Below are 24,447 nucleotides of genomic sequence, written 5' to 3'. Positions count from 1 at the left end.
CTGGTGGTTGCTGGTTGGTTCTGGTGGTTGCTGGTTGGTTCTGGTGGTTGCTGGTTGGTTCTGGTGGTTGCTGGTTGGTTCTGGTGGTTGCTGGTTGTTCTGGTGGTTGCTGGTGGTTGCTGATGGTTACTGGTTGTTCTGATGGTTACTGGTTGTTCTGATGGTTGCTGATGGTTACTAAAACGATCTGTAACTTCGAACAATCAGCAACTCAGCAACCACCAGCAACAAAAAAAACGCCAGCAACAAAAAGAAAAAAACGTCATTCCGTTTTTAACGACTTGACCGGATTCATCCGCGCGGCTTTAACGGACTGGAAGGAAACGGTGAAGAGCGCCAGCAGCACGGCCAGCAAACCGGCCAGGGCAAATAGCCACCAGTCGATGGTGATTTTATAGGCGAAGGCTTCCAGCCAGCGGGTCATGGCGTACCAGGCGATGGGGGAGGCTAGCAGAACCGCGACGGCAACGAGTTTGAGAAAGTCCCGTGACAACAGTACGACAATGCCCGACACCGACGCCCCCAGCACTTTCCGGATGCCGATTTCCTTGGTCCGCTGCCGGGTGGTGTAGGTCACCAGTCCGAACAGGCCCAGACACGAAAGAATAACGGTCAGGATGGCGAAACCGTTGAAGAGCGTCATCATCAGGCGGTCTTTCCGGAATTGCGCGTCGAAAGCACTGTCGAGAAATGAATAGTCGCACGGGTACTCCGGAAAAGTGCTTTTCCAGATCGACTGTACCAATGGCAGGTGTTCGGGGCGGACTTTGACGAGGACCGTACTGGCCGGAAAGGTATTGTATATCAGTACAAGGGGTTCAACGGCGTTGTGCAGTGTCCGGTAATGAAAATTCCTGACGACACCGACCACCTTGCCTTTGTGCATGAACCCCTCAATGGCCTGGCCGACCGGTTGTTCCCAGCCAGCCATTTTGACAAAAGCTTCATTGACCAGAAAGCCTTCCTGTTTGTCGGTACTAATGGTATTGGTCAGGTTACGGCCGCTGCTCAGCTTCATCGACAGAAGGGGGATGAAATGTTCGTCGATGAAAGCGTAGTTCGTCATCGTTTCCCGTTTTTTCCCTTTTGCCTGAAAAATAGTCGTTGCCTGTGGCAGTAAGCCGTCGGGATGAAGGCCTGATCCCAGCGACACCTGCCTGATTTCACTGCGCTGGCGTAAGGCATTAACGAGAACCGGCGCCGAGGCTTTTGCCGCCGAATCATCGGGCAGGGCAAGGCTCAGCACCTGTTCCTGATCGAAACCCAGCGAGCGGTTTTGCAGGTAATGCATCTGCTTCCAGACAACCAGCACACCGATGATCATTGCCACCGAGAGCGTGAACTGAAACAGCGTAATGCCCTGGCGTAGCCATGCCTGTTGCCCGGTTTTCCCTGACCAGCCACGCAGTACGCTGGTCGGCTGGTAACCGGACAGGATCAGAGCCGGATAAAAGCCACCCAGCAAGGTGGTGCCCAGTGCAGTGAGTAGCACAAACAGCATACCCCAAAGCGGCGCGACATGAAGCTCAATGGATAGAAGCCGGTTGAATGGCGGAATGAGGATGGCGAGTATCGCAGTGGCAATGAGGATGGCACCAGCGCTCATGAGGCCGCTTTCAAGCAAAAACTGACCAATAAGCTGGTGACGGAGTGCACCGTTGGCTTTGCGGATACCCACTTCGCGCGCCCGTTCGGCGGCCCGCGCGGTCATCAGACTAACGTAGTTCAGCAGGGCAACGATGAGTACGAAAAAGGCCAGGAACAGAAAGAGATAACCCAGCTGCCGGTTCCCTTTGGGATGGTCGGCTAGTTTACCGGTGCTGAAATGCGCGTCGGGCAGGGCTTCGGAATGAAACAGAACGGAGTACTCCTTCGCGCCCATTTTGTTAAGCTCCGGCTGAACGGCTGAGCGGGAAAGGTTGGCAAGTTTACGGTCAAAACTGCCCGGATTCGGTACGTTTCTGAACAGCACAAAGGTATACGCGCTGAAGTCATCGGCCAGCCAGCCGGTCACCTTAGAAAAATCATGCGACAATAACGCATTGACTTTCAGGTCGGAGTTGGATGGCGGATCAGCAATGACGCCGGTGATCTGATACGTCTGCTTGTTGCACTGAAACGATCGGCCGACCACATCTACCCGGTTAGCGTATTTACGGGCAAACGATTCGGTCACAACCGCGCTGTTGGGCCGGACCAGCACCTGAGCCGGATTTCCTGCCAGAAACGCATAGGAAAAAACCGAAAACACAGCCTGATCAGCATAGTAAACCGAGGATTCATTCAGCAGCTTGTCACCAAACCGGACGACGGCCGATGTTGGTGACAGCCGTACGGCCTTATCGACTTCCGGATAATCGCGGTTGAGTACCGTGGCGAGCAGCGTCGGGCTGGAGGCCATTGCCATCGGGTTTTCCGGTGTTTTCAGTTCAGTGGTAATGCGGTAGATGCGGTCGGCGTTGGCGTGGTAACGGTCGTACGTAAACTCGTGGCGTACATACAGCAGCATCAGCAGAAACGCCGCCAGCCCGATGGCCAGTCCGCCGAGATTGATAGCGCTGTAGAGCCGGTGTTGCCACAAATTCCGGACGCTGATTTTCAGGTAATTGGCTATCATTTGTATCGTTGTTGTTTATGCTCAGGGCAGGGATTTTTTTCTGGTGGTTCTGATGGTTCTGGTGGTTGCTGATGGTTACTGGTTGTTTCTGGTGGTTGCTGATAGTTCTGATAGTTACTATAACGATCAGCAACTCAGAACAATCAGTAACCCAGAACAATCAGTAACCCAGAACCACCAGCAACAAAAACAACCACCAGCAACAAAAAAACACCAGTAACAAAAAGGAAAACGTTATTCCGTTTTCAACGACTTGACCGGATTCATCCGCGCGGCTTTAACGGACTGGAAGGAAACGGTGAAGAGCGCCAGCAGCACGGCCAGCAAACCGGCCAGGGCAAATAGCCACCAGTCGATGGTGATTTTATAGGCGAAGGCTTCCAGCCAGCGGGTCATGGCGTACCAGGCGATGGGGGAGGCTAAGAGAACCGCGACGGCAACGAGTTTGAGAAAGTCCCGTGACAGCAGTACGACAATGCCCGACACCGACGCCCCCAGCACTTTCCGGATGCCGATTTCCTTAGTGCGCTGTCCGACCGTGAACGCGACAAGTCCGTAAAGACCCAGCCCGCAAATAAGCATGGCAATGACCGAAAAGGCGTTGACAAGCTGTGAAATCGTGGTTTCTGTCTCGTAAAACTGCGACAGCTGGTCGTTCAGGTACTCATATTCGAAAACGTCGGTCGGGTAGAGCTTCTGCCATACCTGCCGGATACGGGCCAGCGTTTGTTCCGGATGGCTGCCCGACAGCCGGATGCCGGCCTGCTGGTACATGTTCGGAAACGACGCAATGAAGCAGGGCGCAATCGCTTCGTGCAGCGACTTCAGGTGAAAATCCTTGAGAACGCCGACAATCGGCAGCGGGACATTCGACAGGTAATACTGCATGGGCTTGCCCAGAATAGCATGTGGATTTTTATAACCCAGTTTACGCGCCAGCGTCTCGTTGATGACATATTCCCGGATGGAGTCGCCGGGAACGATGTTGCGGCCCGCAATCAGCGTCAGGTTATACGTCTCCAGGTAACCCGCATCGGCCAGCCGCTCGCGGATGGGGTAGGGCTGCCAGTCGGCTTTCGCCCCGAATTTAAACGACCCTCCATTCATAACCTTCGACGAGGGGGGGCGGTATTGAAGCGTCACCGACCTGATATCGGGGTACTGGCGCAGGTTATTTTTCAGGGCTTCCCACACCTGTCTGTCGTGGTTGGGCAGGTTAACAATCAGTACATTGTCGCCTTTATAGCCCAGATCGGTCTGCCGGATAAAATGCACCTGCCGCATCACCACAAGCGCGCCCACCAGCAGTGCCTGGCAAATGACAAACTGAAGCACCACCAGCCCTTGCCGTAGTGAAAAACTGTTTCCCCGTTTTATCGGCAACGTTCCTCCTAAACGCCGCAGCGCCAGATTGGGGCTGAAGCCGGACAGTACAAAAGCCGGATACCCGCCTGCCAGCAGTACAACCAGGAGCATAAGGCCGGCAATGAAGAGCACCAGTTGCCCGTCTGCGTTGAAGGTCAGCCGGAGATGTACCCAATTATTGAAAACGGGCAGGGTCAGCCAGGCAAGCAGCATGGCCATTGCGGTAGCCAGCAGCACAATCAGGCTGGTTTCGAGCAGAAACTGTTTGGCGAGCTGGGGCCGTGAGCTGCCCAGGGTTTTCCGGATGCCCACCTCCTTGCTGCGCCGGAAGGCCTGTGCCGTTGCCAGGTTGACGAAATTGACGCAGGCGATCAGGACCAGAAAGCCACCGATCAGTGCCAGCGACCAAAGCAGTGACGGCCGGATGACGCCGCCTGTCCGCTGCGTGTCAAAATGAATATCGGCCAGCGGCTGGATGTGGAACTGAAAAATGTGGGCCATTTCGCCAAAGTGCTTTTTCGACAGGGCGGGCAGGCTGGCTTCGATCCGCTGCGCCGTGGCGGAACCGGCATCTTTCGTGGTGAAATACAGGCGGTTGGTGCTGATCAGCTGCCCCCATTCGTCCTGGTTGTATTCAGGGTCGAGCTGCCGGAGGGTAGGCATCGAAATGTAGAGGCCGATCTGGTTGTCGGTCGGCTGAATCGGGTCGGCCACCACGCCGGTTACCGTTGCGGTCACCTTATGATTGAGGGTAAGGGTGCGGCCAACCGGATTGGGTTCGCCGAAGTACCGCTTCGCCGACGATTCGGTCAGAACGACCGTATTGGGCTCGTGAAGGGCCGTTTTCGGGTTACCGCTGAGCCATTGGAAGTCAAAAATCCGGAAAAGCTGCTCTTCGGCAAGGGCCGTTTTTTCATGTTCCAGAAACCGTACCGGACTGGCTTCATGCTGCCGGTTGATGCTCAGGGTCATCGACTTGTTGATGATCACAAACGCCGCCTGTTCGACCTGCGGGTATTCCTGCCGCAGGGTTTTGGCCATCGGCAGCGGCGCCTCGGGGTAATACTCTACCGAACCGTCTTCGAGGTGCAGGTCGATCACAGCGCGATAGATGCGGTCGAACCGGCTGTGATGGCGGTCGGTGGTGAGGTGATGGCGGATGAACAGGAAAATCAGCAGCCCGCCCGCCATCCCGACAGTCAGCCCAAGCAGGTTAAGCCATGTAGAGACGCAATATGTTGCGTCTCGTTGCCTGCGCCACGCGATTTTAAGGTAATTCTGAAGCATAACGTCCGTATCGGTTTCGGCAACCAAGGTACGGACAATGTTGATTAGCAGGCCGTTAAAGTTTGTTAAACCCGTAGAGACGCAATATTTTGCGTCTCATTTAACCGTAAGACCTTCCAGGAAGTTCTAAACTTCCTGGAAGGTCTTACGGTCTAAAACATCATTCGGCCCGCAGGCTTTTAATCGGATTCACCACGGCAGCTTTGATACTTTGAAAGCTGATGGTAATCAGCGCAATGGCTACGGCCAGCAAACCGGCAGCGGCAAACATCCACCATTCAATGTCGATGCGGTAGGCAAAGCTTTCCAGCCAGCGGTGCATCGCATACCAGGCCAGTGGCGAGGCCAGCAGGATGGCAATCAGTACCAGCTTTACGAAATCTTTCGACAACAGCGCTACTACCCCCGCCACGCTGGCACCCAGTACTTTCCGGATGCCGATTTCCTTCGTCCGCTGGTGGGAGGTTAACGTCGCCAGCCCGAACAGGCCAAGGCAGCTGATCAGGATTGCCACGCCGGTTGCCAGGTTGATGATCCGTGAGATCTGCTGCTCCTTTTTGTAAAAATCGCCGATGGTCTGATCGTAAAATTTGTACTCAAACGGCGCATCGGGATAGAGGGTATGCCAGGTCCGGGTAATGGTATTGATCGTCTGTGGCCAGCTATCCGACCGGCCTGAAAGTTTGATATTCAGCATACTCAGCGACTCCCGGTTGGTCATCAGGGCGATGGGTTTGATCTTTTCGTGGAACGACTGGGCATGGAAATCCTTCACCACACCTACAACCGGTACGGTCCGGTTGGCATCGCCGCCGTTTTCTTTCAGGAAGGCCCCGACGGCATCAGCGGGTCGGGCAAACCCCATCTCCCGTGCCGCCGTTTCGTTGATCACATATTCGCGGATGGTATCGCTCGGTTGCAGGTTCCGGCCGGCCACGAGGGGTAGCTGATACAGCGGAATATAGTCCGTATCAACGTATTTGCGGAATAGGTTGAATGAAACGATTCCTTTGCGGGTCTTAACATCGTGGATGTTGCTGCTGTAACCGCGTGAGGCAGGCTGCGTGCCCAGACTAACCATTGATACACCGGCAATGTGTTTTACTTCCTCCCATAGGGCATCCCGTTTGTCCAGCTTAGTGTCCATTATGGTTTTCCACGGAATCTGGGCGGTAATGATGGCATCGCGGGCAAAGCCCATGTCGGCCTGAATAAAATACCGCAGTTGCTGGTTGATGATCAGGGCGCCGACAATAAACAGCTGGGCAATGAAAAACTGGAAGACAATCAGCGATTTACGGAGCGTAATCCGCTTAGGACTGCCCTCAATGGCAAAACCCTGCCCGCGCAGAACGGTAACCGGCTGAAAACGGGCAATGAGCCAGCCGGGGTACAGTCCGGCCAGTAACGTAATAATAATCAGCAGACCTGCCAGAAACAGCACCAGCAACGGCCAGTTGACGTAATCGCGGGTGCCGGTCGGCAGCAGGTCGCTGTACTGCTGAAAGAAAAGATGCGACAGGCCATAGGAGAGGGCAAATGACAGGCCGGTGATAACGGCGGTTTCGCCCAGAAACTGGAGAATCAGCGTGCGGCGGCGACTGCCGAGCGTTTTGCGGATCCCGATTTCACGGGCCCGCTGCGGGATCTGGGCCGAAGCCAGGTTGATGTAATTGATCACCGCCAGCACCAGGATAAACGCGGCCATTCCCATCAGGCCGTACAAGACGCTTTTGTCGGCGCGGTGGCCATGTTCTCGGTAATCAGTGCCGAAATGCAGGTCAGCCAAAGGCTGGAGTTTGTGCCAGCGTTTGGCCCCGCCCCATTTCTTGAAAAACTCCTCTGAATTCTTGTTCGACAGGGCATTGATATTCGCTTCCACCTGATTGATATCTGCCCCCGGACTCAGGACAGCATACATCTGCGAGTCGGAATTGGTGTTGCTCCATTCGGCTGGTTCATACTTGCGCCTGACGGTCGCCAGCGACAGAAATTCCTTCCCCGTAAAGTCTGACAGGAACGGCAGGTCCTGCACCACACCCGTTACCTGTACCGCCAGCGTATCCCAGAGCGTGATGGTTTTGCCGACAACCTGCCGGAGCTCCGTTTTCGGGAAAAAAGCAGTTGCCTGGCTTTGGGTGAGCACAATTTGGTTGGGTTGGTTGAGCGAGACGTCAGGCTTCCCGGCCAGCCAGGTATAGGGCACCATCCGGAAATAATTGCTGTCGACGGCAATTACCTGATCGTCTTCCGTCGGGAACGATTGCGGTTTGCCGCCCGGTTGCGGTACCTGAATGGTTTCAACCCACGTCAGCCGGACCGGCACGACCCGTTCTACGCCCCCAATCTGCTGCCGCACGGCATCGGGCATCGGCATCGGAATGCCGGGATTGCCCTGCTCTTTGCCGTCGAACACGAAGCGGCTCACGGCACGGACGACGCGGTCGCGGTTAGGAATCCGGGTATCGAAGCCGAATTCAAACGACACCAGCTGGTAGATAATCCAGCAGGCACTGACGCCGATCGATAAACCGACCATGTTCAGGCCGGTAAACAGCCGGTTGCGCCACAACTGGCGGCGCGCAATTTTGATGTAGTTACTGATCATAACGAGACTAAGCGAAAAAGGCGGTGAATACGGTTCATTGTGCCGGGATTGAGCCATGGGCCGCATCAGTTTCAGCGCACTGAGGGCATACCGGCGGTCGGCCGCAGCCTTGCCGTGTGTTTGGACCCAGTAATCGTACAGTTCCAGCAGGTCGCCCTCCACTTCTTCCAGCGTGTCGGGATGCCCAAAGGTTTTCAGGAGCCAGCTGGCCCAGCGCGGCGGCGTTTGCATTCGGGGTGTATTTGGCATAGTGTATAGAGCGTAGGGCAGCGTGCGTATGATAAAGAGCCTGGGGCGTAGGGCAGAGAACATACGGTTCGGAGACGCGCTATGCACTCAGCACTGTGCTCTACGCTCCCAACAGGTGCAATGTCTGGGGCGGCAGGGCGTTCCAGAGCTGATCGCGGGTATGTTTGACCTCGGCAAGGGCTTTGGTCCCGGCCGTCGTAATGGTAAAGTACCGCTTCCGGCGACCACCGCGCTCGGCCGTAGCCCCGCCCATGGCCGAGGAGAGATACCCTTTCTCTTCGAGCCGTTGCAGGGTCGTATGGACGGTACTGAACCCGACACTGCGGCCGGTTTTCTGCTCAATTTCCTGCGTAATGGTGACGCCGTAAGCCGACTCACCCAGAATGGCGACGGTCAGCAAAACCACTTCTTCAAACTCGCCGAGGAACGCACGTTTCATGGGATTGGTATTTATTCCGATAATGTCGATCAAATGTAATGCCAATACATAAAAAGTGCCTGTACGGCGTGTACAGGCACTTTTTATAGGATCAGGGCGTCCGGTAACGGACATGAGTTGTTCTATTGCGGACAGGCCGGTTAATGGTTCAGCCAGTCGGAAAAGCTACGCGGTTTATGGGTAAGCCAGCTGTAAATAAAAGCCAGCACGCAGTTAATGAGCAGTCCGCTGCCGATGATGGCGATCTGCCCGTTGAGGGCGGTTGCCTGGGTGAACATGCACCCTGTGATCAGAAAGACCAGTGCCATGACCGGTGCAATACTCGCTTTAACCCATTTCTGCATAACCCAAAGGAGCTGATTTATGCACAAAAGACAAGGCCGTGCAAAGTCTCCTCATTTATGAAGCCGCTGCCCGATTTCGCGCTCCAGTTCGTCGGGAGGCAGGTTATAGGCAATGATGCGCCGGTTTTTGTCGAGCAGGATGGTGTCGTGCCAGCCTTTATAAAGATACGCATCGAGAGTCGTGGCCTGTTCAGCAACCGCACCAAATCGCCACGGGTACTGCTGCCGGATTTTCGTTATCAGTTCCGGCGCGTTTTCCACTTCTTTTAAGGGAATATCGGCACTGATACTGACAATTGTTAAACCCGCTGTCTGGTACTGATGGTGGAGCCGTTTCAGCCGTTTATGGTGTGTGTCGCGGTCAATGCCAAACAAAAAGGTAAAGTCAATAAGCACAATATCGCCGGGGAGTTGTGAGAGTGTGATGCTGTCATTGCCGGTTAACGATTTCAACGTAAAATCCGGTGCCAACTGTCCCGGCTGGTTTTGCGCCAGCTTTTGTCTGATCGCCTGATACGAAGGCAGCGTCTGAAAAGCAGCCAGGGCATCGAAGGTTTTTTGGGTTTCGGCAAACGATGACATCGGGAAATTCTCCGCAAACAAATACCAGCTGGACGGAACAGTCGGGTGGTCGAAAATATGTTTCCGGAGCAGGTACTCCGCACCGGTCCGCAGTGAGTCCGTAAACTGCTCAAAGCTGCGGGTATGCAGAGAATCAAGCGGCAGCGCTGTCATCCGCTCAACCCGCAGCGCCTCCTGCGCTTCGGCCAGCTCATGGTCCTGCTGCAGTTTTTGTCGCCAGATGTCCGTGCTGAGGGAGCCGGTGAACATAGGGGCGGGGAAGTTAACCGGATCAATCGCCACCGAAATGGCGGGGGCGTCAATAAATAGTTGAACGTCTTCCGCGTATTCGTCGATCCAGATGTAGGCGGGACAAGGTTCATCAACCCTGATCGTAAAAATGGCATGCCGGTTTACCACAAAGGCCGTATCAAAAAACATCTCGCGGCCACGGGGCTTAACGACAAGCCGGGTTTCGCGGCCCTCCCAGGCAGCCGGATAAAAGCAGTCAATACGGCTGGTCAGCTGCGCGAAGGCCCCTGTGAGCGATAGGCAAAGCAGGCCGAAAATGGTGTAAACGTACGTCATCATATCCGGATACAATAACGTACGTTTTCTGTATTGACATGCCTGTCAGTGAAATTTTTTGACAGGATTACAGGATTTACAAGCTGTTCCGAACCCTATCCTGTTCATCCTGTAATCCTGTCCATCATTCAATCATACAAATCATCGTCATTCGCTGGCTTTCTTGTCATCGTTGCTGATCCGCTTTTTCTGGCGCTGACCACCGCTCATTTTCCCGAATTCATACTTCAGGTTGATCCGCCAGCCGCGACGATACATCGCCACATCAGTTACCTGGTTGAAATTCGGGCCGGTAAAGGTGTTAGCCCAGCCGATGGTTTTGTTGAACGGATTGTCGTAGCCGAAGCCAATGGTTCCCTTTTTCTTCAGTACTTCCTTCTGAACCACCACATTGTAGAACCCGAAGCCACCGAATGATCCCTGTAACCCGACACGGTCAGAGTTGTAGAAGCCGAAGAACTGTGCCTTAATACCCTTGCCAAAATCGACGCTGGAGTTGAGATTCAGGCGATACATCCAGTCGGCGTTGCGGGTTTTGAGTTCGGCGCTTTCCAGCACGTTGTAAAAGAGGTTCAGCGAGCCGTTGACCGACCATTGCTTCATCAGTTTCGTGTTGGCGCTCAGGTTTACACCATAGGCCGAGTTCTGGGCCACGTTCTGGAATTTAAATGTCTGCACGCCCTGATTATCAACCGTGCTGACATTTTCAATGGCGTTGTTGGTCTGCCGCAGGAAAAACGATGCGTTCAGGCTCGTTTGCTTGATCGAAATGCTGTAATTGGCTTCAATCGAGTGGGTCAGTTCCGGTTTGAGGTACGGATTGCCGCCGTACCGGTTTTTCGAATCGGCCTGATCGACGTACGGATTCAGGTAAAAATACTGCGGGCGCTGAATGCGCTGGGTGTAGCTCAGGCGTATCTGCTGGTCTTTTTTCAGGCTCCGCGACAGGCTGATGTTCGGAATCACGTTGCCGTAGTTGTTCGAAAACGCCGCCGAACCGTTCAGGAAGTTGGCCTGAATCATGGTGTATTCATAACGTGCGCCGAGGTTAACGCCCCAGCCTTTTTTCGGATTGCGGCTGTAAACCATATACCCCGACACTACCTGCTGACCATAGTCAAACACATTCGCCAGTGACGGAATTTCGGTAAACCGGTCCGAGCCATCGACCGCCGACGATATGCGGTAGTCGCTTTTGATTTGCCGCAAAATACCCTTAGCGCCGATTTCCAGTTTGCTGATGCTGTCGAGCGGGTTGGCAAAATCCAGCTGGAACGTACCTTCCTGGTTGTTGCCGGTGTTCAGGCTTTTTTCGCGGTAATAGATGGTGTTGCTTCTGTTCAGCAGGTTCGACCAGTAATCGCTGTCTTCGCCCTCGAAGGAGTACATGGCCAGAAAATTCAGTTCGCGCTTCGGCTTTTTAAACAGGTGGGTATAGTCGAGGTTTACCGTCGCGCCCGCCCAGTCGTAGGTGCGGCTCATGTCGCGGTGGTACTGCTGGCGGACCGTACTCTGAAAGTTCTCGACAAAATTCATGTCGAAGTTATTGGTATTCAATCCGTTGTAGTAGTTGATGCCTGCCCCGATCCGGTTCAGGGTGTCGATATCCCAGTCAATATTAAAGTTGGCGTAGAGGTTGCGGCCATTGCCGGTTACCCACTGATCCTGCCGCTGCGTAAGCACTGAGTCGGCGGCTGTAAAGGTCCGGCGCATCAGAATTGACCGCTTGTTTTTCCAGTCGTTAAAACCACCGCTGGCCGATAGCGATACGTTTTTCATGCGGTGGTTGATGCTGGCGTTTTGCCAGTTGTTCCACTGGCTGAAGTTCGGGCTGATGGATCCGTTGGTGCCTTGCAGGGTATTTTTCTTAGTGATGATGTTAATGATACCGGCCGTTCCTTCGGCGTCGTATTTGGCCGAGGGGGTGGTGATTACTTCCACCTGCTTGATAATGTCGGCGGGAATCTGCTTCAGGGCGTCGGACAGGCTGCGGGCCACGATGCTGGATGGCTTGTTGTTGATCAGTACCTTGATGTTGGAACTACCCCGAAGCTGCACATTGCCTTCGATATCGACCGCAATAGACGGGATCTTTTTCAGAACGTCGGTCGCGTCACCGCCTTTGATGCTGATGTCTTTTTCGGCGTTGTAGACCATCCGGTCCGACTTTTCCTCGAAAAGCATTTTTTGTTCGGTTACGGTTACTTCGGCCAGTTTCTGTACTGACTGACTTAGTTTAATAATTCCCAGTTCAACCTCCTGCCCGTCGGTAGCCCGCACGTTTTTCAGCGTTTTTGTTTCGTAGCCCATAAACGAAATCTGAACGTCGTAGCTGCCCTGCACAATTTTGGTAAACGTGAACCGGCCCTGTTCATTGGCCGTAACACCCTCCTGAATCTTACCGGCTTTCAGCAGAGCGACTGTTGCAAATTCGACGGGTTTGTTAGCCGTTGAGTCCAGGAGTAAGCCTGTGATTTTCGTTTGTTGAGCCAATACAAGGTTGGCGCTGCCCACCAGCGTGAGCAGGATAACTAGAAAACGTGTCATGTGATTACGCCGGAAGGCGATTAGTATTTGTTGTTAACCGAACAAGGAGCGGAAGTAAGCAAAAGACGAGTGAGGCGGGAAAATGTTGCAGGGTGGGAGAAAAAAAAGTTTCACAGGTGGTGCCGGATAGTGTCCGGCACCACCTGTGAAGGCTATTTCGCTTTGCGGATATAAATACTGCCGTGCATGTTCTTCATCATTACTTCGCGGCCGCCACCGTTGACCTTGCCCTGTACCCAATCGTCGATGCTGACCTTGTACATGCCGTTTTCGCTGCTGCGGTTTGACCTGGGCTGACTTTTATCGACATCTACGTCGAAGTCGCTGTAGATGTCGCCACGGTCTGATTTCAGCTTAGCGTTGAATTTCGCACTAGCCGGAAACGTCACGTCGATGTTGCCGTTTAGCGTTGAAAAGGCCATAGGCGTATCGTTATTCAGGCTTTTGAAGGTCGCTTTGAGGTTACCGTTTATAGTATTCACCACGGCCGAACCCGAGACATTATTGAGCGTAATCGGCCCGTTGACGTTTGAGATCTCCAGCTCACCGTTGATGTTTTCAACCAGAATATCGCCGTTGTTGATCGTATGGAGCTTCAGGGAGAAATTCTGCGGGACTTTGATGTCCAGCTGCATGTTGTTTTTAAACGACTGCGTCGAGACTTTTACGTTGTTATTACGCTCTTCAGCGGTCATCTCAATGCCGCCCCGTGTCGAGATTTTCTTCATGCCCGAGGCCAGCTCATCTTCCCTTCCTTTGTGCTTGCTTTGGTCGGACCGTTGAACCATAACAGCGTCGATAATAACGTCTTTGCCGTTGTGCGGCTGAACATGGATTGAGCCATTGATCAGACTGGCTTCCAGACGGCCGGATTTGCCGGGATCAGTAAGCGGTACAACCAGTTGTTCCTTAACCTCATTCTGTGCCTTGAGGGTTGTACTCATCAGCAGGGCAAGGCCTGCCAGTGCGGTGGTTATTGCGTTGATTTTCATGTTCTTCAAGATTGTTTTTTCAGGTAAATGTTGCCATTGAATGTTTCGAACCGGAGTGTCTGGCCACCACGCCCGATCCGTATATGCGAATCTTTATTCAGTTTGTAAACCGTTTTGTCGCCTTTCTGCTCTTCGTTTTTCGTCACCTGCGCCGGTAAGACGGCAACATCGGAAAAGTCGGTATAAAACTCGCCGTGGAAGGTCTTGAACAGACAGTCGGCCGACAGATTGTTAGGGTATGTAATTCTGATGTTGCCGTTCAGCGTGTAATACGACGATTGATCGGGTGGCGCGGTCAGGTAACTGGCTTCAACATCGCCGTTAATGGTCCGGAGTTTGGTGGCGCCTTTGATATTCGTCAGCCGGATGGCTCCGTTTACGTTAGTGGCCTGCATTTTTCCATTCACATTCGCCACCGTTATATCCCCTCCATTCACGGTTGAAATGGCTAAATTGAGTCCGTAGGGCACTTTTACCGTAAAGTCTAGATGGTAGCGATAGTCGATCCGGCGGTAATTGTCGCCACGGTTCCGGTTGCGGTTCGGGCGCGAATCGTTGGGTTCGGCAATATAGGCGATCAGGCTGTCGGCATTCTGGTCAAACTGGAGCAAAAACTCCCGTTTTCCCTGCTCAAGCAGTTCTTCGGTCTTCGCCGAGATCTTTTTCTCCACTTCCAGCACGATTTTATCACCGGCATAGCCTTCGACCTTAATGAAGCCGTCGATGTTATAAATAGCCAGCGTGCTGTTTTCGGCCGATTTTGAGAGCGTGAACTCCCGCTTGATCTGTTCTTTGAACTCCGGGTTCTGGGCGTTAGACTGGCTACAAGCGATCACCAGTCCCGCCAAAAGGGGGATGTACGAGAGAAACATTAGTATCTGTGTTTAAGTGTTTCTGAGTGAGTAACTGATTCCTTTACCACATAGACACATAAGGCACATTAGTGTAAAAAAAACTATGTTTTTCTATGTGACTATGTGGTAAAATTCTATTCCTGAGGTCTGAAAATACCTGCGGGTTTAATGCCCGAGGGTAGAGATTATCTTACAACAAGTCCCTGATTGTCTGCTCGATCTTGGTTTTGACCAGATCATTCAGCCCATCCTGTTTGAGCATCTTCCGGAAGCCTTTGATGGCCCGTTTTTCCTGTAGTTTCGCCATCACATCAGCCATCGCCACCTGCACCATCGGCGACTCTTGCCGGGGCAGCGACTGGACAAGCCCTTCCCGGACGTGCGGGTCATCGGCATACTGCACCAGTGCTTCGAGCGTCACCAGCCGGACATTCACATTCGGGTCGTTATTGAGCGTCGTAAGCAGTGCATCCGTGACCTGCCGGTTGGCGTCGCTGATCTCTTTCGTGTAGCTCACCGCCCGCAACCGCTCACTCGCCGACGGATTGTCGAGCAGGGAAAGCATCATCATCTGCCGCATTTGCTGCACCTGATTCGACAGGGTATCAATCTGTTGCTGATAGGCTACTGCCGGCGTCTGTCGCTGGCTGAACCAGAAACCCGCCAATATCCCGACGGCCAGCACGCAGAGACTGTAGGCCAGCTGGAAGGCAGGTTGGGCCGGCCACAATGCCTTTAATTTTTCCAGCCAACCCGACGGTGCCGCTTGCTTTTCGCTGCTAACGGTGTCTTTATACGTTTCCAGCATTGTGTAAAAATTACTCCGCATTGCTGTACTGGCGGCAGGGACAGGCAGGTCGCCCATCAGTTGCCAGAGTTGCTGGTTTTGCCGGTACTCCCGCTGACAGCCGGGGCATGCGGCCAGGTGGCTGTCGATGGCCTGGCGTTCGGCGTCTGATATCTGATCACTAAGCCAGCCTGTTAACCGTTCGTTTGCCTGTTCACAGTTCATGGGCTTTGGTTCCGTTTTCAATGGTAAAAAAATGTTTTTTCAGTTCATGCAGCGCCCGATGGACCCGCACCTTAATTGCCCCTTCCGATGTGTTCAGCACGCGGGCGATTTCCCCGTACTTCAACTCCTGAAACCGGCTCATCACCAAAACTTCGCGGTACTCGGGGCTCAGCTTGTTCAGCGCCTGTTCCAGCGTATCGACATCCTGCCCTTTTTCCAGCTGCTCATCGGCCGGTAGCCCGCCGCCCAGTTTATCGGCGAAGCTATTGACATCGACGTGAAACGATGACCGTTTGGTATTCCGTGCCGAATCGTTGATCACGTTACGGGCCAGATGGTACATCCACGTTCTGAACTCGCCGTCGCCGGTAAACGTGTGCCGGTATTTCAGCATCCGGTAAAACACCGTCTGCACCATGTCCTCGCAGGCGTCGGCCTGTGCGGTCATGTGGTAAAGGAAAGCGAACAGCGGGCGATGGTAGCGCTCAAAGAGCAGTCCCATCTTGTCGAGGTCGCCGGCCTTGACCTTCAGCATTAGTGCGTTATCCGATAGCGCGTTCAACCGTATTTGTTGTTTTGGTGATTTGTACGTGGAAACCGGGGTAATTCCGGAAGGTTACAGTAAAACTGAAATTTTTTTCACAGTGTGGGAAAAGGGGAGGCAATCAACTAACTGTAGCGACAAGACAACAAGTCTTGTCGCTACGGGCTTACAGGTAGTTTAGCATGTCGTTTACCATTTCCGGAAGGCATCGGGGCAATGCATACCATACGGAATCAGCCAGAGCAGGAGCAACATCAGCGCAATAACCTGCATCAGAAGGTATTTCATCATTGTATTCGCGGAGTTTTCAGTAAAACTACCCCACCCGTCAGCGGCCGTGGCCGAAATGGGGTGAACCGCGCTGAAAATGGGATGAATTACTCGGAGCGCAGGGATGACACGGGGTTCATCAGGGCGGCTTTGATGCTCTGGAAACTGACGGTCAATACGGCGATCAGCAGGGTGATGGCACCGGCCGCGGCGAACATCCACCATTGCATCTCAATTTTATACGTGAACCGTTGCAGCCACTTGTCCATAGCATACCAGGCAACCGGTGAGGCAATGACCAGCGATAGGACTACCAGCTTCAGAAAGTCTTTGGCCAGCAGCGACACGATGCCCGGCACGGAAGCACCCAGTACTTTCCGGACGCCGATTTCTTTGGTGCGGGCTTCAATCGTAAACGTCATCAGGCCCAGCAGTCCCAGGCAGGCAACCAACAGGGTCAGCGCGGTAAAGCTGTTGACTAGTTGCATCAGGCGTGCTTCGCTGGCATAAAGCCGGTTATAGGCATCGTCGAGGAAATAGTAATCAAACCGGTCGGTGAGGTGGTTTTTTTTGTAAATGGCTTTGAGTTGGTCAATCGCAGCTGGCACATCAGTGTGTGCCGGCAGTTTAACCAGAAGATTTGTGCCATATTCCGGAAGCGTCCGGACAGTGTCACTGAGGACAGTGAACATCATGGGCGTAATTGGGGTATGCAGACTACCAATGTGAAAATCATTGATAACGCCGTCGGTTTTCATCTCTTTAAATGGGGCTGGTTGCAGTAGCGGGTTTCCCTTTACATCTGCTTCGTTTAACAATGCCTGATTAAAGATCGTCCATTCTTTGATTTCTGTATTACTATTCCAGTTTTCAGGTTTGTATATCCACCGTGTTCCCAACAAACTAAAAAAGTTTCGGTCAACCTGTAGCCACGTGAAGCCTATTTCTTTTTTTGTTTTTTCTACATTCTTGTACCAGGTGGGCACCTGTAGCCTAAAAAGTGCGGTGTTACAGGTTGCCACATGGCCCGGGCCTGCCCATTGTCGGATGGCATCCCTCAGGCTTCCGAATTGTGGAGCCATTTCCCGGCTAATGGAAAGCGAAAGGATCTGATCGCGGTTAATGCCTACATGTCGGGTACGCAGATATCGTATTTGCGTATAGAAAACAAAACTGCAAATCAGCAGTCCGATAGAAGTCGTAAATTGAATAGTTGTAAAGACCTGCCGGATGCTGGTACCGCTTTGTGGACCCATGATTGCGCCTTTGAGTATCAGCGCGGGCCGGAAACCCGATAACTGCAGGGCCGGATAGCCACCCGACAGCAACGAACAGCCCAGCCAAAGCCCGAACATCAGCCCCCAATACGGTCCCTGCGTCAGTACGCGGTTATCCATGTGCAGATCAAGTGTAGTATTGGCCCAAGAGAACAGGAGTTGCAGCAGCAACAGCGAAAGCGCAAAAGCAATGGCAGTTGTCAGGAATGATTCAGTAAAAAACTGAGTAATGAGTTCGGACCGTTGCCCGCCAATGGCTTTCCGGACGCCCACTTCGCGGGCCCGTTTGGTGGCCCGTGCGGTGGTGAGACTTATATAGTTGATCATCGCCAGCGCCAGAATCACCAGCGAGATTGACAGCAGAATGTATAGCGGCTGGCGGATTTCTTTCGGGGAAAGCCGGCTATTAAGGTGTAAATCCGGTAAGGCTTCGAGAACAAAATACTCTTTTGAGGTTGAATTGAAGGTTTTTTGAATGGCGCTCAGCTTTTGCTCAACGCGGTGTATATCAGCATCAGAACGCAGTACCACATACGTATTCAGAAAAAGAGCGTTGTCATATAAATTCTTTGTGGATGGACTCAACGTGGGCATCGACGACAGAGAAACCAACGCATTAAATTGAAAAACAGAATTAGTGGGTAAATCGTCAAGTACGGCAGAAACAGTCAGCGGATATTGGTTGTCATACAACATGATCTGGCCGACCGGGTTCTGTCGGCCAAAGTATTTTTCGGCCATTGGCCGTGTCAGAATGATTTGACCTGGCTCATGCAAAGCTGTTTCCGGGTCCCCATATAGCAGCGGTAAACCAAGAATAGCGAGTATAGACCCATCGGCAAAGCTAATATCGCTTTTTTCAGCAAGCTGCCCTTTCAGGGATTTCAATACGGTCTTGAATCCCTCGCCATAACGGAACATGCCCTCTGCCTCCGGAACGTCATTCTTTACCTTTGAACCAAAGGCTTGCGTGAATCCAGTGCCGGCGAATTCCTGACCTGCCATTGTGGAGACTGTTACGATACGATACGTACGGGCGGCAAAAGGCTCAAAATTATCGTAGTGGAACTCATGCCAAACATAGATGGCAATAAATGTACTCACGGCCAGACCTACTGTCAGGCCGATAATATTCAGTGTGCTGAAGAGGCGGTTTCTCCACAGTTGACGGAGTGCAGTGATGAAATAATTACGGATCATAAGAAATCGGAAAATTAACTCTGTTGATCGCTGAGTGCGGCTAGATTGTTAAGGTTTTCTGCTATCGTCGCTGACCAAAGAATTTGTTACGATTAGGTAGTTTATATGTTAATTTTTTGTCCGCAAATCCTTTGCCATTCTGTAAAAAGCCCGTTTCTCAGCAAGAAGCGGGCTTTTTTGTATAAATGAGGGTGAGTATTGTCCATAAGCGGACAGAGTCCGTCCGCAATGGGACAAGCATAGTAGAGACGCAAGATGTTGCGTCTCCGTTTGGATATGGTCGTTATCCGGGAAAATGAGACGCAAGATGTTGCGTCTCCGTGTGGATATAGAAAATGAGACGCAAGATGTTGCGTCTCTACGTGGTTTGGATATGGTCGTTATCCGGGAAAATGAGACGCAATATCTTGCGTCTCTACTCGGATCGCAGGGACGACACGGGGTTCATCAGGGCGGCTTTGATGCTCTGGAAACTGACGGTCAGCACGGCGATCAGCAGGGTGATGGCACCGGCCGCGGCGAACATCCACCATTGCATCTCAATTTTATACGTGAACCGTTGCAGCCACTTGTCCATAGCATACCAGGCAACCGGTGAGGCGATGACCAGCGATAGGACTACCAGCTTCAGAAAGTCTTTGGCCAGCAGCGACACGATACCCGGCACCGAAGCACCCAGTACTTTCCGGACGCCGATTTCTTTGGTGCGGGCTTCAATCGTAAACGTCATCAGGCCCAGCAGCCCCAGACAGGCAACCAACAGGGTCAGTGCAGTAAAGCTGTTGAATAACTGCATCAGGCGTGCTTCGCTGGAGTACAGCCGGTTGTAGGCATCGTCGAGGAAATAATAGTCGAAAGGAGCCGTCGGGTTACTGCGGTCGTAGATCGCCTTGAGCTGATCCATTGCCTGTGGTACGTCGGTATGCGGCCGGAGTTTCACCATCAGATAGGCATTTTGTGCTAAAATAGTGCGGTTGGTGTCGCTCACGACCGAAAACATAACCGGCGAAACGGGTCCCTGCAGGCCGCTGATGTGAAAGTCAGCGATAATGCCATCCGTATGCTGCCCTTTAAACGGAGCCGGTTGCTGTAGCGGATTGCCCGTAATTCCGGCTTCTTTCAGCACAGTCTGGTTAAAGATCGTCAGCTCTTTGGTGATGGCACCGTTATCCCAGCCCACTGGTTTGTAGGCCCATTTAGCGCCCAGCAGAGAAAAGAACTGCCTGTCAACGGTGAGGGCATTGAGCATCACCTGTTTTTTGGTTTTCTCCGTTTCCATAAACCAGGTCGAAACGCGGTTGGTGAACAGTGCGGTATTCGACACGGCCACGTTTTCAGGGCCTGCCCATTGCCGGATGGCATCACGTAAACCGCCAAACTGCGGTTTCATTTCGCTGTCGATGGTGAGGGCCACAATCTGCTCGCGGTTAATGCCCAGGTTATGGGTGCGCAGGTAGCGCATCTGGCTGTATAGCACCAGACTACAGATCAGCAGACCAATGGATGCGGTAAACTGAACGGTGGTAAAAATCTGCCGGACGCCTGTACCGCTTTGGCGCCATGTGGTTGCGCCCTTGAGTACCAGCGCCGGCCGGAAATTAGACAGGAGCAGCGCCGGATAACCACCCGCCAGTAACGAACAGCCCAGCCACAGCCCGAACATCAGCCCCCAATATGGCCCCTGCGTCAGCACGCGGCTATCCATTTCCAGATTCAGGGCGTTGTTCGCCCACGGGAAAAAAAGTTGCAGCAAGAGCAGCGACAGGGCAAAGGCAATGGTGGTTGTCAGGAATGATTCGGTAAAAAACTGGGTAATCAGCTCGGACCGTTGCCCGCCGATGGCTTTCCGGACACCTACTTCGCGGGCCCGTTTGGTGGCCCTGGCGGTAGTGAGGCTGATGTAGTTAATGACCGCCAGTGCCAGAATCACCAGCGAAATGGTTAGCAGAATGTACAGCGATTGCCGCGTTTCTTTTGAGGCTGTCCGGCTGTCGAGGTGCAGGTTGGGCAATGCTTCCAGCTCGAACTTACTGGATGCATCCATGAAATTGAGTCCTTTATTGACCTTTTCCAGTTTTTTAGCCACCTGCTGTACGTGCGCATCCGGCCGCAGAACGAGATACGTGCTCAGGAAACCGGCGGCTTTGTAAATATTCTGATGAAAAGCGCCCAGCGAAGGCATGGAGACAAGCGACACCAGGGCCTTAAACCGGATAACGGAGTTGGTCGGCAGGTCGTCGAGTACGGCCGATACCGTCAGCGGGTAATGTTTGTCGTAGATGATTGTTTTCCCGACGGGATTGGTGTTGCCGAAGTATTTTTCGGCCAGCTGGCGGGTGAGCACAATGCGTCCCGGTGTCGTCAGGGCGGTAGCCGGATCGCCGTGGAGTACTTTGTAGCCAAATGTCGTAAGGGTTGGTCCGTCGGCAAAACCAATGCCTTCTTCTTTAAATGACGGGCCGTCTTTCTGTTTCAGGATAGCTTCAAACCCGTCGGAAATACGAACGACGTCGGCAACATCCGGAAGCTGTTTCTTCACCTGTGCGCCAAACGACTCGTGAAAATTCGGGAAACTGACTTCCAGTCCCGCATAGTTTGCAAAGGAGGTGACGCGGTAGGTACGTCCGGCAAACGGTTCAAAACGGTCGTAATGAAATTCGTGCCAGACATAGAGGGCAATAAAGGTACTCACGGCCAGCCCGACGGTCAGCCCTGCGATATTGAGCGCACTGAACAGCTGGTTTTTCCAGAGCTGCCGGAACGCGATCGTGACATAATTACGGATCATAGCCAATTGAAAAGTTGAGTCAGGAAGTTGTTCGGTATCACGTCGTTTCAGGAAACGGGGTTTCATAAACCCCAGTACATCAAGCCAGTACTGCCGGCGGGCCCGCCGTTCGCCCGATTGCCGGACTTGCCAGTAGAACTCTTCGTGCAGGTCGCCCAGCACCTCTTCCTGCCGGTGAGGGGTCAGCAGCAGGCGCAAAAGCCGGTCAGCGTATTCAGGAGGATGGGGCATGTTTATTCCTTTTTATTCTGGTCTTAACGATTTGACGGGGTTCATCAGGGCTGCTTTTATGCTCTGAACGCTGATGGTGATGAGCGCAATGCTCAGCGCCAGTATACCGGCCAGCGCGAAGATCCACCATTGGATGTTGATGCGGTAGGCGAAATCCAGCAGCCATTGGTTCATCGTATACCAGGCAACCGGTACGGCAATAACAATGGCGATAAGCACCAGCTTAACGAAGTCTTGCACCAGCAACCGGATAATGCCCGATACACTCGATCCCAGCACTTTCCGGACACCGATTTCGCGGGTACGGACCTGCGCGGTGTAGGTCGCCAGCCCAAACAGGCCAAGGCAGGAAATCAGGATCGCGATTCCCGCAAAGATGTTGAACAGCAGCCCGGTCTCGCGCTCCGACTTATACAGGTTGTCGAATGACGCATCCAGAAACGTGTAGGTAAAAGCGTAATCTGTATCATATTGTTTGTAAGCGGTTTCCGTCGCGGCGATTGCCTGCTGCGCCTTGTCGCTGGTGGTTTTAACGTACATCGCCGACATGTCGCCGGGCTCGTAGAAAAACACTGCCGGTTCGATTTTGTGGCGCATGGAAGCAAAATGGAAGTCTTTCACAACCCCGACAATGGTGCCCCGCCGGTTCCAGAGCCGGAATGATTTGCCGATCGGGTTTTTGATGCGGGCGCGTTTGACTGCCGTTTCATTCAGGATAAAGTGCAGAGAGTCAGCAGGCGTACCGGCAAAGTTCCGGCCCTCGGTGAGCTGCATTTTAAAGAACGGGATAAAATCCTTGTCGATGGCTACCGGGTTGACAAACATGGTTTCACCGGCTTCCTTACCATCCCATTCGTTATCGCCCGACTGACCATCGATCCGGATAATGTTGGCGCTTGCCCGGGTTACACCCGCCACCCCCGGTTGTTTCAGCAGGTTGTCCTTGATGGCATCGAAATGCTTCGCCATGTTATCGCGCATGAAAAAGCCAAAGACGTGGGATTTGTCGTAGCCCAGTTCTTTCGACTGGATGTAATGCAACTGGTTGCTGATGATAAAGGTGCTGGCAATCAGGATGACCGATACCGAAAACTGCACCACCACCAGTACTTTCCGGAACATGGCCTCGCTGAAGCGCGCCGAAATTTTGCCCTTCAGTGCCTTGAGCGGGTCGAACGACGACAGCAGGATTGCCGGATAAATGCTGGAGGCCACGAGGGTGCCGAAAATCGTCAGGCCGATAAGCTCCCAGATGCGGATGTCGCTCAGGGAGAGGACCAGTTTTTTGCCGGACAGCTGATTAAAGAACGGCAGCAGGGCGTACATCAGGCCCATTGCCAGGATGGTCGACAGTAAAAACAGCAGCCCGGTTTCGATCACGAACTGAAGAAACAACTGCTCGCGGGCCGCCCCGACGATTTTCCGCATGCTGACTTCCTTCGACCGCAGCATGGCGCGGGCCGTCGAGAGGTTTACGTAGTTGATGCAGGCGATGGCCAGAATCAGCAGGGCAATAATCCCGAACATCCGCACAGCCCCGATACCGGCTTCGGTACCGTCGGCATGGTACAGGTGTATGGCCGGTAGCGGCTGGAGCAGGTAGGTCAGGTCGGTATCGTCGGGTTTGTTACGCAGGTGAATGGTCCGCAGCTTATCGGTCATCGTGGCAATTGAGGCATTCGACTGTAGCAGAAAGTAGGTGTTGTAGTTGAACTGTGAAAAATCGTTATACTGGTTTTTGCCGTTCGTACTAGCCTGATACAACCGGCTGAATTTCAGCGAAAGCGGCAGAATGATGTCGCTCTTGATACTGGAATTTTCCGGAATATCGTTGATAATGCCGCTGACGGTAAACGCCGTGTTGTCGTCACTCATCAGGACCTTGCCGAGGGGTGCTTCGTCGCCGAAATAGCGTTTGGCGGCGGTCGCGGTCAGCACAACCGAATGGTCGTCGGGGAACGGCTTAGCCGGATTGCCGTCAATCAGCGGAAAGTCAAAGACTGAAAAGAAGGTAGGATCGGCAAAAAGCGTATTTTCTTCAACAATGCTTTTGTCCTTGTATTTGAAGAGGTTATACATCCCGTTATGCGATAGCCGGACGGCTTCCCGGATGCCGGGCACTTCCTTTTTACCCATGTCGGCAATGGGCGCCACGGTTGAGGTCCAGATTTGCCGGCTGCTGCCGGTACCGGCCCAGTTTTCGAGCTTGTAAATGTGACTGGCCTCCCGGTGGAACCGGTCAAAACTCAGTTCATCCTGCACCCAAAGCAGAATGAGGATGCCAACCGCCAGCCCGACGGTCAGGCCCGACATGTTGATGAGCGAGTAAAAGCGGTTCTTGAACAGGTTTCGCCAGGCCGTCCGGAAATAGTTTCGTAGCATATCAGGGCTCACTAAATTTGTTGTTGTTGAATATACGGATTGGTTGTCTGCGGGTGTCTGTCGGCGTATAGCCCACGGCTTCAGGAAGCCCAGAACATCGAGCCAGTACTGCCAGCGTGCCCGCCGCTCGCCGACGGTCCGGACCTGCCAGGCAAATTCTTCGTGCAGGTCGCCGAGCACTTCCTCCCCGCGATGCGGAGCCAGAAACAGACGCAGCAGCCGGTCGGCATATCGGGGCGGTTTGTGTTGCATAGAAAATGAATAGCACCTATCTGTAGAGACGCAATATTTT

General features: G+C 53.1%; 14 protein-coding genes and 3 pseudogenes. 1 reads left to right on the top strand and 16 read right to left on the bottom strand.

All coding sequences use genetic code 11. The annotated features are described in order from the left end of the window. Positions 1–262: 262 nt before the first annotated feature. Positions 263–2,617, bottom strand: a complete 2,355-nt coding sequence (locus AC23NW_RS19670) for an ABC transporter permease (protein ID WP_487451460.1) — start codon at positions 2,615–2,617, stop codon at positions 263–265. On the opposite strand from AC23NW_RS19670, the gene AC23NW_RS19665 reads away from it, so the two are divergent. Beyond that, positions 2,607–2,837, top strand: coding sequence for a hypothetical protein (locus tag AC23NW_RS19665; protein WP_487451458.1), 231 nt, complete (start codon positions 2,607–2,609; stop codon positions 2,835–2,837). The two genes, AC23NW_RS19670 and AC23NW_RS19665, sit on opposite strands and share 11 nt — an antisense overlap. Before the next feature lie 14 nt (positions 2,838–2,851). Here AC23NW_RS19665 and AC23NW_RS19660 read toward each other — a convergent pair whose 3' ends face one another. From AC23NW_RS19660 to AC23NW_RS19590, 15 genes and pseudogenes are all read right to left on the bottom strand, one after another. Next, a complete protein-coding gene (locus AC23NW_RS19660; RefSeq protein ID WP_487451456.1) occupies positions 2,852–5,269 on the bottom strand; it encodes an ABC transporter permease in 2,418 nt (805 codons plus the stop codon). Positions 5,270–5,429: 160 nt separating this feature from the next. Next, positions 5,430–5,783 (bottom strand): annotated as a pseudogene (locus AC23NW_RS19655) (ABC transporter permease); the annotation flags it as partial. Between the two features lie 818 nt (positions 5,784–6,601). After that, positions 6,602–6,977: pseudogene (locus AC23NW_RS19650) on the bottom strand (ABC transporter permease); the annotation flags it as partial. Between the two features lie 165 nt (positions 6,978–7,142). Further along, positions 7,143–8,108 (bottom strand): annotated as a pseudogene (locus AC23NW_RS19645) (permease prefix domain 2-containing transporter); the annotation flags it as partial. A 118-nt stretch (positions 8,109–8,226) separates the two neighbouring features. Beyond that, positions 8,227–8,565, bottom strand: a complete 339-nt coding sequence (locus AC23NW_RS19640; RefSeq protein WP_293839172.1) for a PadR family transcriptional regulator — start codon at positions 8,563–8,565, stop codon at positions 8,227–8,229. 140 nt (positions 8,566–8,705) lie between these two features. Further along, the gene (locus AC23NW_RS19635) at positions 8,706–8,909 is read right to left on the bottom strand and encodes a hypothetical protein (RefSeq protein ID WP_293839169.1); all 204 of its coding nucleotides are present in this window, start codon (positions 8,907–8,909) and stop codon (positions 8,706–8,708) included. Positions 8,910–8,960: 51 nt separating this feature from the next. After that, positions 8,961–10,061 carry a redoxin domain-containing protein gene (locus tag AC23NW_RS19630; protein WP_487451454.1) on the bottom strand — a complete coding sequence of 367 codons (1,101 nt, stop codon included), beginning with the start codon at positions 10,059–10,061 and terminating at the stop codon, positions 8,961–8,963. Positions 10,062–10,205: 144 nt separating this feature from the next. Further along, the gene (locus AC23NW_RS19625) at positions 10,206–12,605 is read right to left on the bottom strand and encodes a TonB-dependent receptor (RefSeq protein WP_487451453.1); all 2,400 of its coding nucleotides are present in this window, start codon (positions 12,603–12,605) and stop codon (positions 10,206–10,208) included. A 152-nt stretch (positions 12,606–12,757) separates the two neighbouring features. Then, on the bottom strand, positions 12,758–13,597 hold the full coding sequence (locus tag AC23NW_RS19620) for a DUF4097 family beta strand repeat-containing protein (protein ID WP_487451451.1): 840 nt from the start codon (positions 13,595–13,597) through the stop codon (positions 12,758–12,760). A 5-nt stretch (positions 13,598–13,602) separates the two neighbouring features. Next, entirely contained in the window at positions 13,603–14,469 is an 867-nt protein-coding gene (locus AC23NW_RS19615; protein WP_487451450.1) for a DUF4097 family beta strand repeat-containing protein, read from the bottom strand. 172 nt (positions 14,470–14,641) lie between these two features. Further along, positions 14,642–15,463 carry a HEAT repeat domain-containing protein gene (locus AC23NW_RS19610; protein ID WP_487451448.1) on the bottom strand — a complete coding sequence of 274 codons (822 nt, stop codon included), beginning with the start codon at positions 15,461–15,463 and terminating at the stop codon, positions 14,642–14,644. After that, positions 15,453–15,998, bottom strand: a complete 546-nt coding sequence (locus AC23NW_RS19605; RefSeq protein WP_487451552.1) for an RNA polymerase sigma factor — start codon at positions 15,996–15,998, stop codon at positions 15,453–15,455. Before AC23NW_RS19605 ends, AC23NW_RS19610 begins: the two co-directional genes overlap by 11 nt. Before the next feature lie 386 nt (positions 15,999–16,384). Next, a complete protein-coding gene (locus AC23NW_RS19600) occupies positions 16,385–18,754 on the bottom strand; it encodes an FtsX-like permease family protein (RefSeq protein WP_487451447.1) in 2,370 nt (789 codons plus the stop codon). A 415-nt stretch (positions 18,755–19,169) separates the two neighbouring features. Further along, a complete protein-coding gene (locus AC23NW_RS19595; protein ID WP_487451446.1) occupies positions 19,170–21,773 on the bottom strand; it encodes a permease prefix domain 2-containing transporter in 2,604 nt (867 codons plus the stop codon). A gap of 12 nt (positions 21,774–21,785) precedes the next feature. Continuing rightward, a complete protein-coding gene (locus tag AC23NW_RS19590; RefSeq protein WP_487451444.1) occupies positions 21,786–24,407 on the bottom strand; it encodes an ABC transporter permease in 2,622 nt (873 codons plus the stop codon). Positions 24,408–24,447: the final 40 nt, after the last annotated feature.

This window comes from Arsenicibacter sp. R0_47, assembly GCF_057652235.1.
Note: the sequence above shows the minus strand (reverse complement) of the source record. Positions and strands in the feature narration are given on the sequence as shown.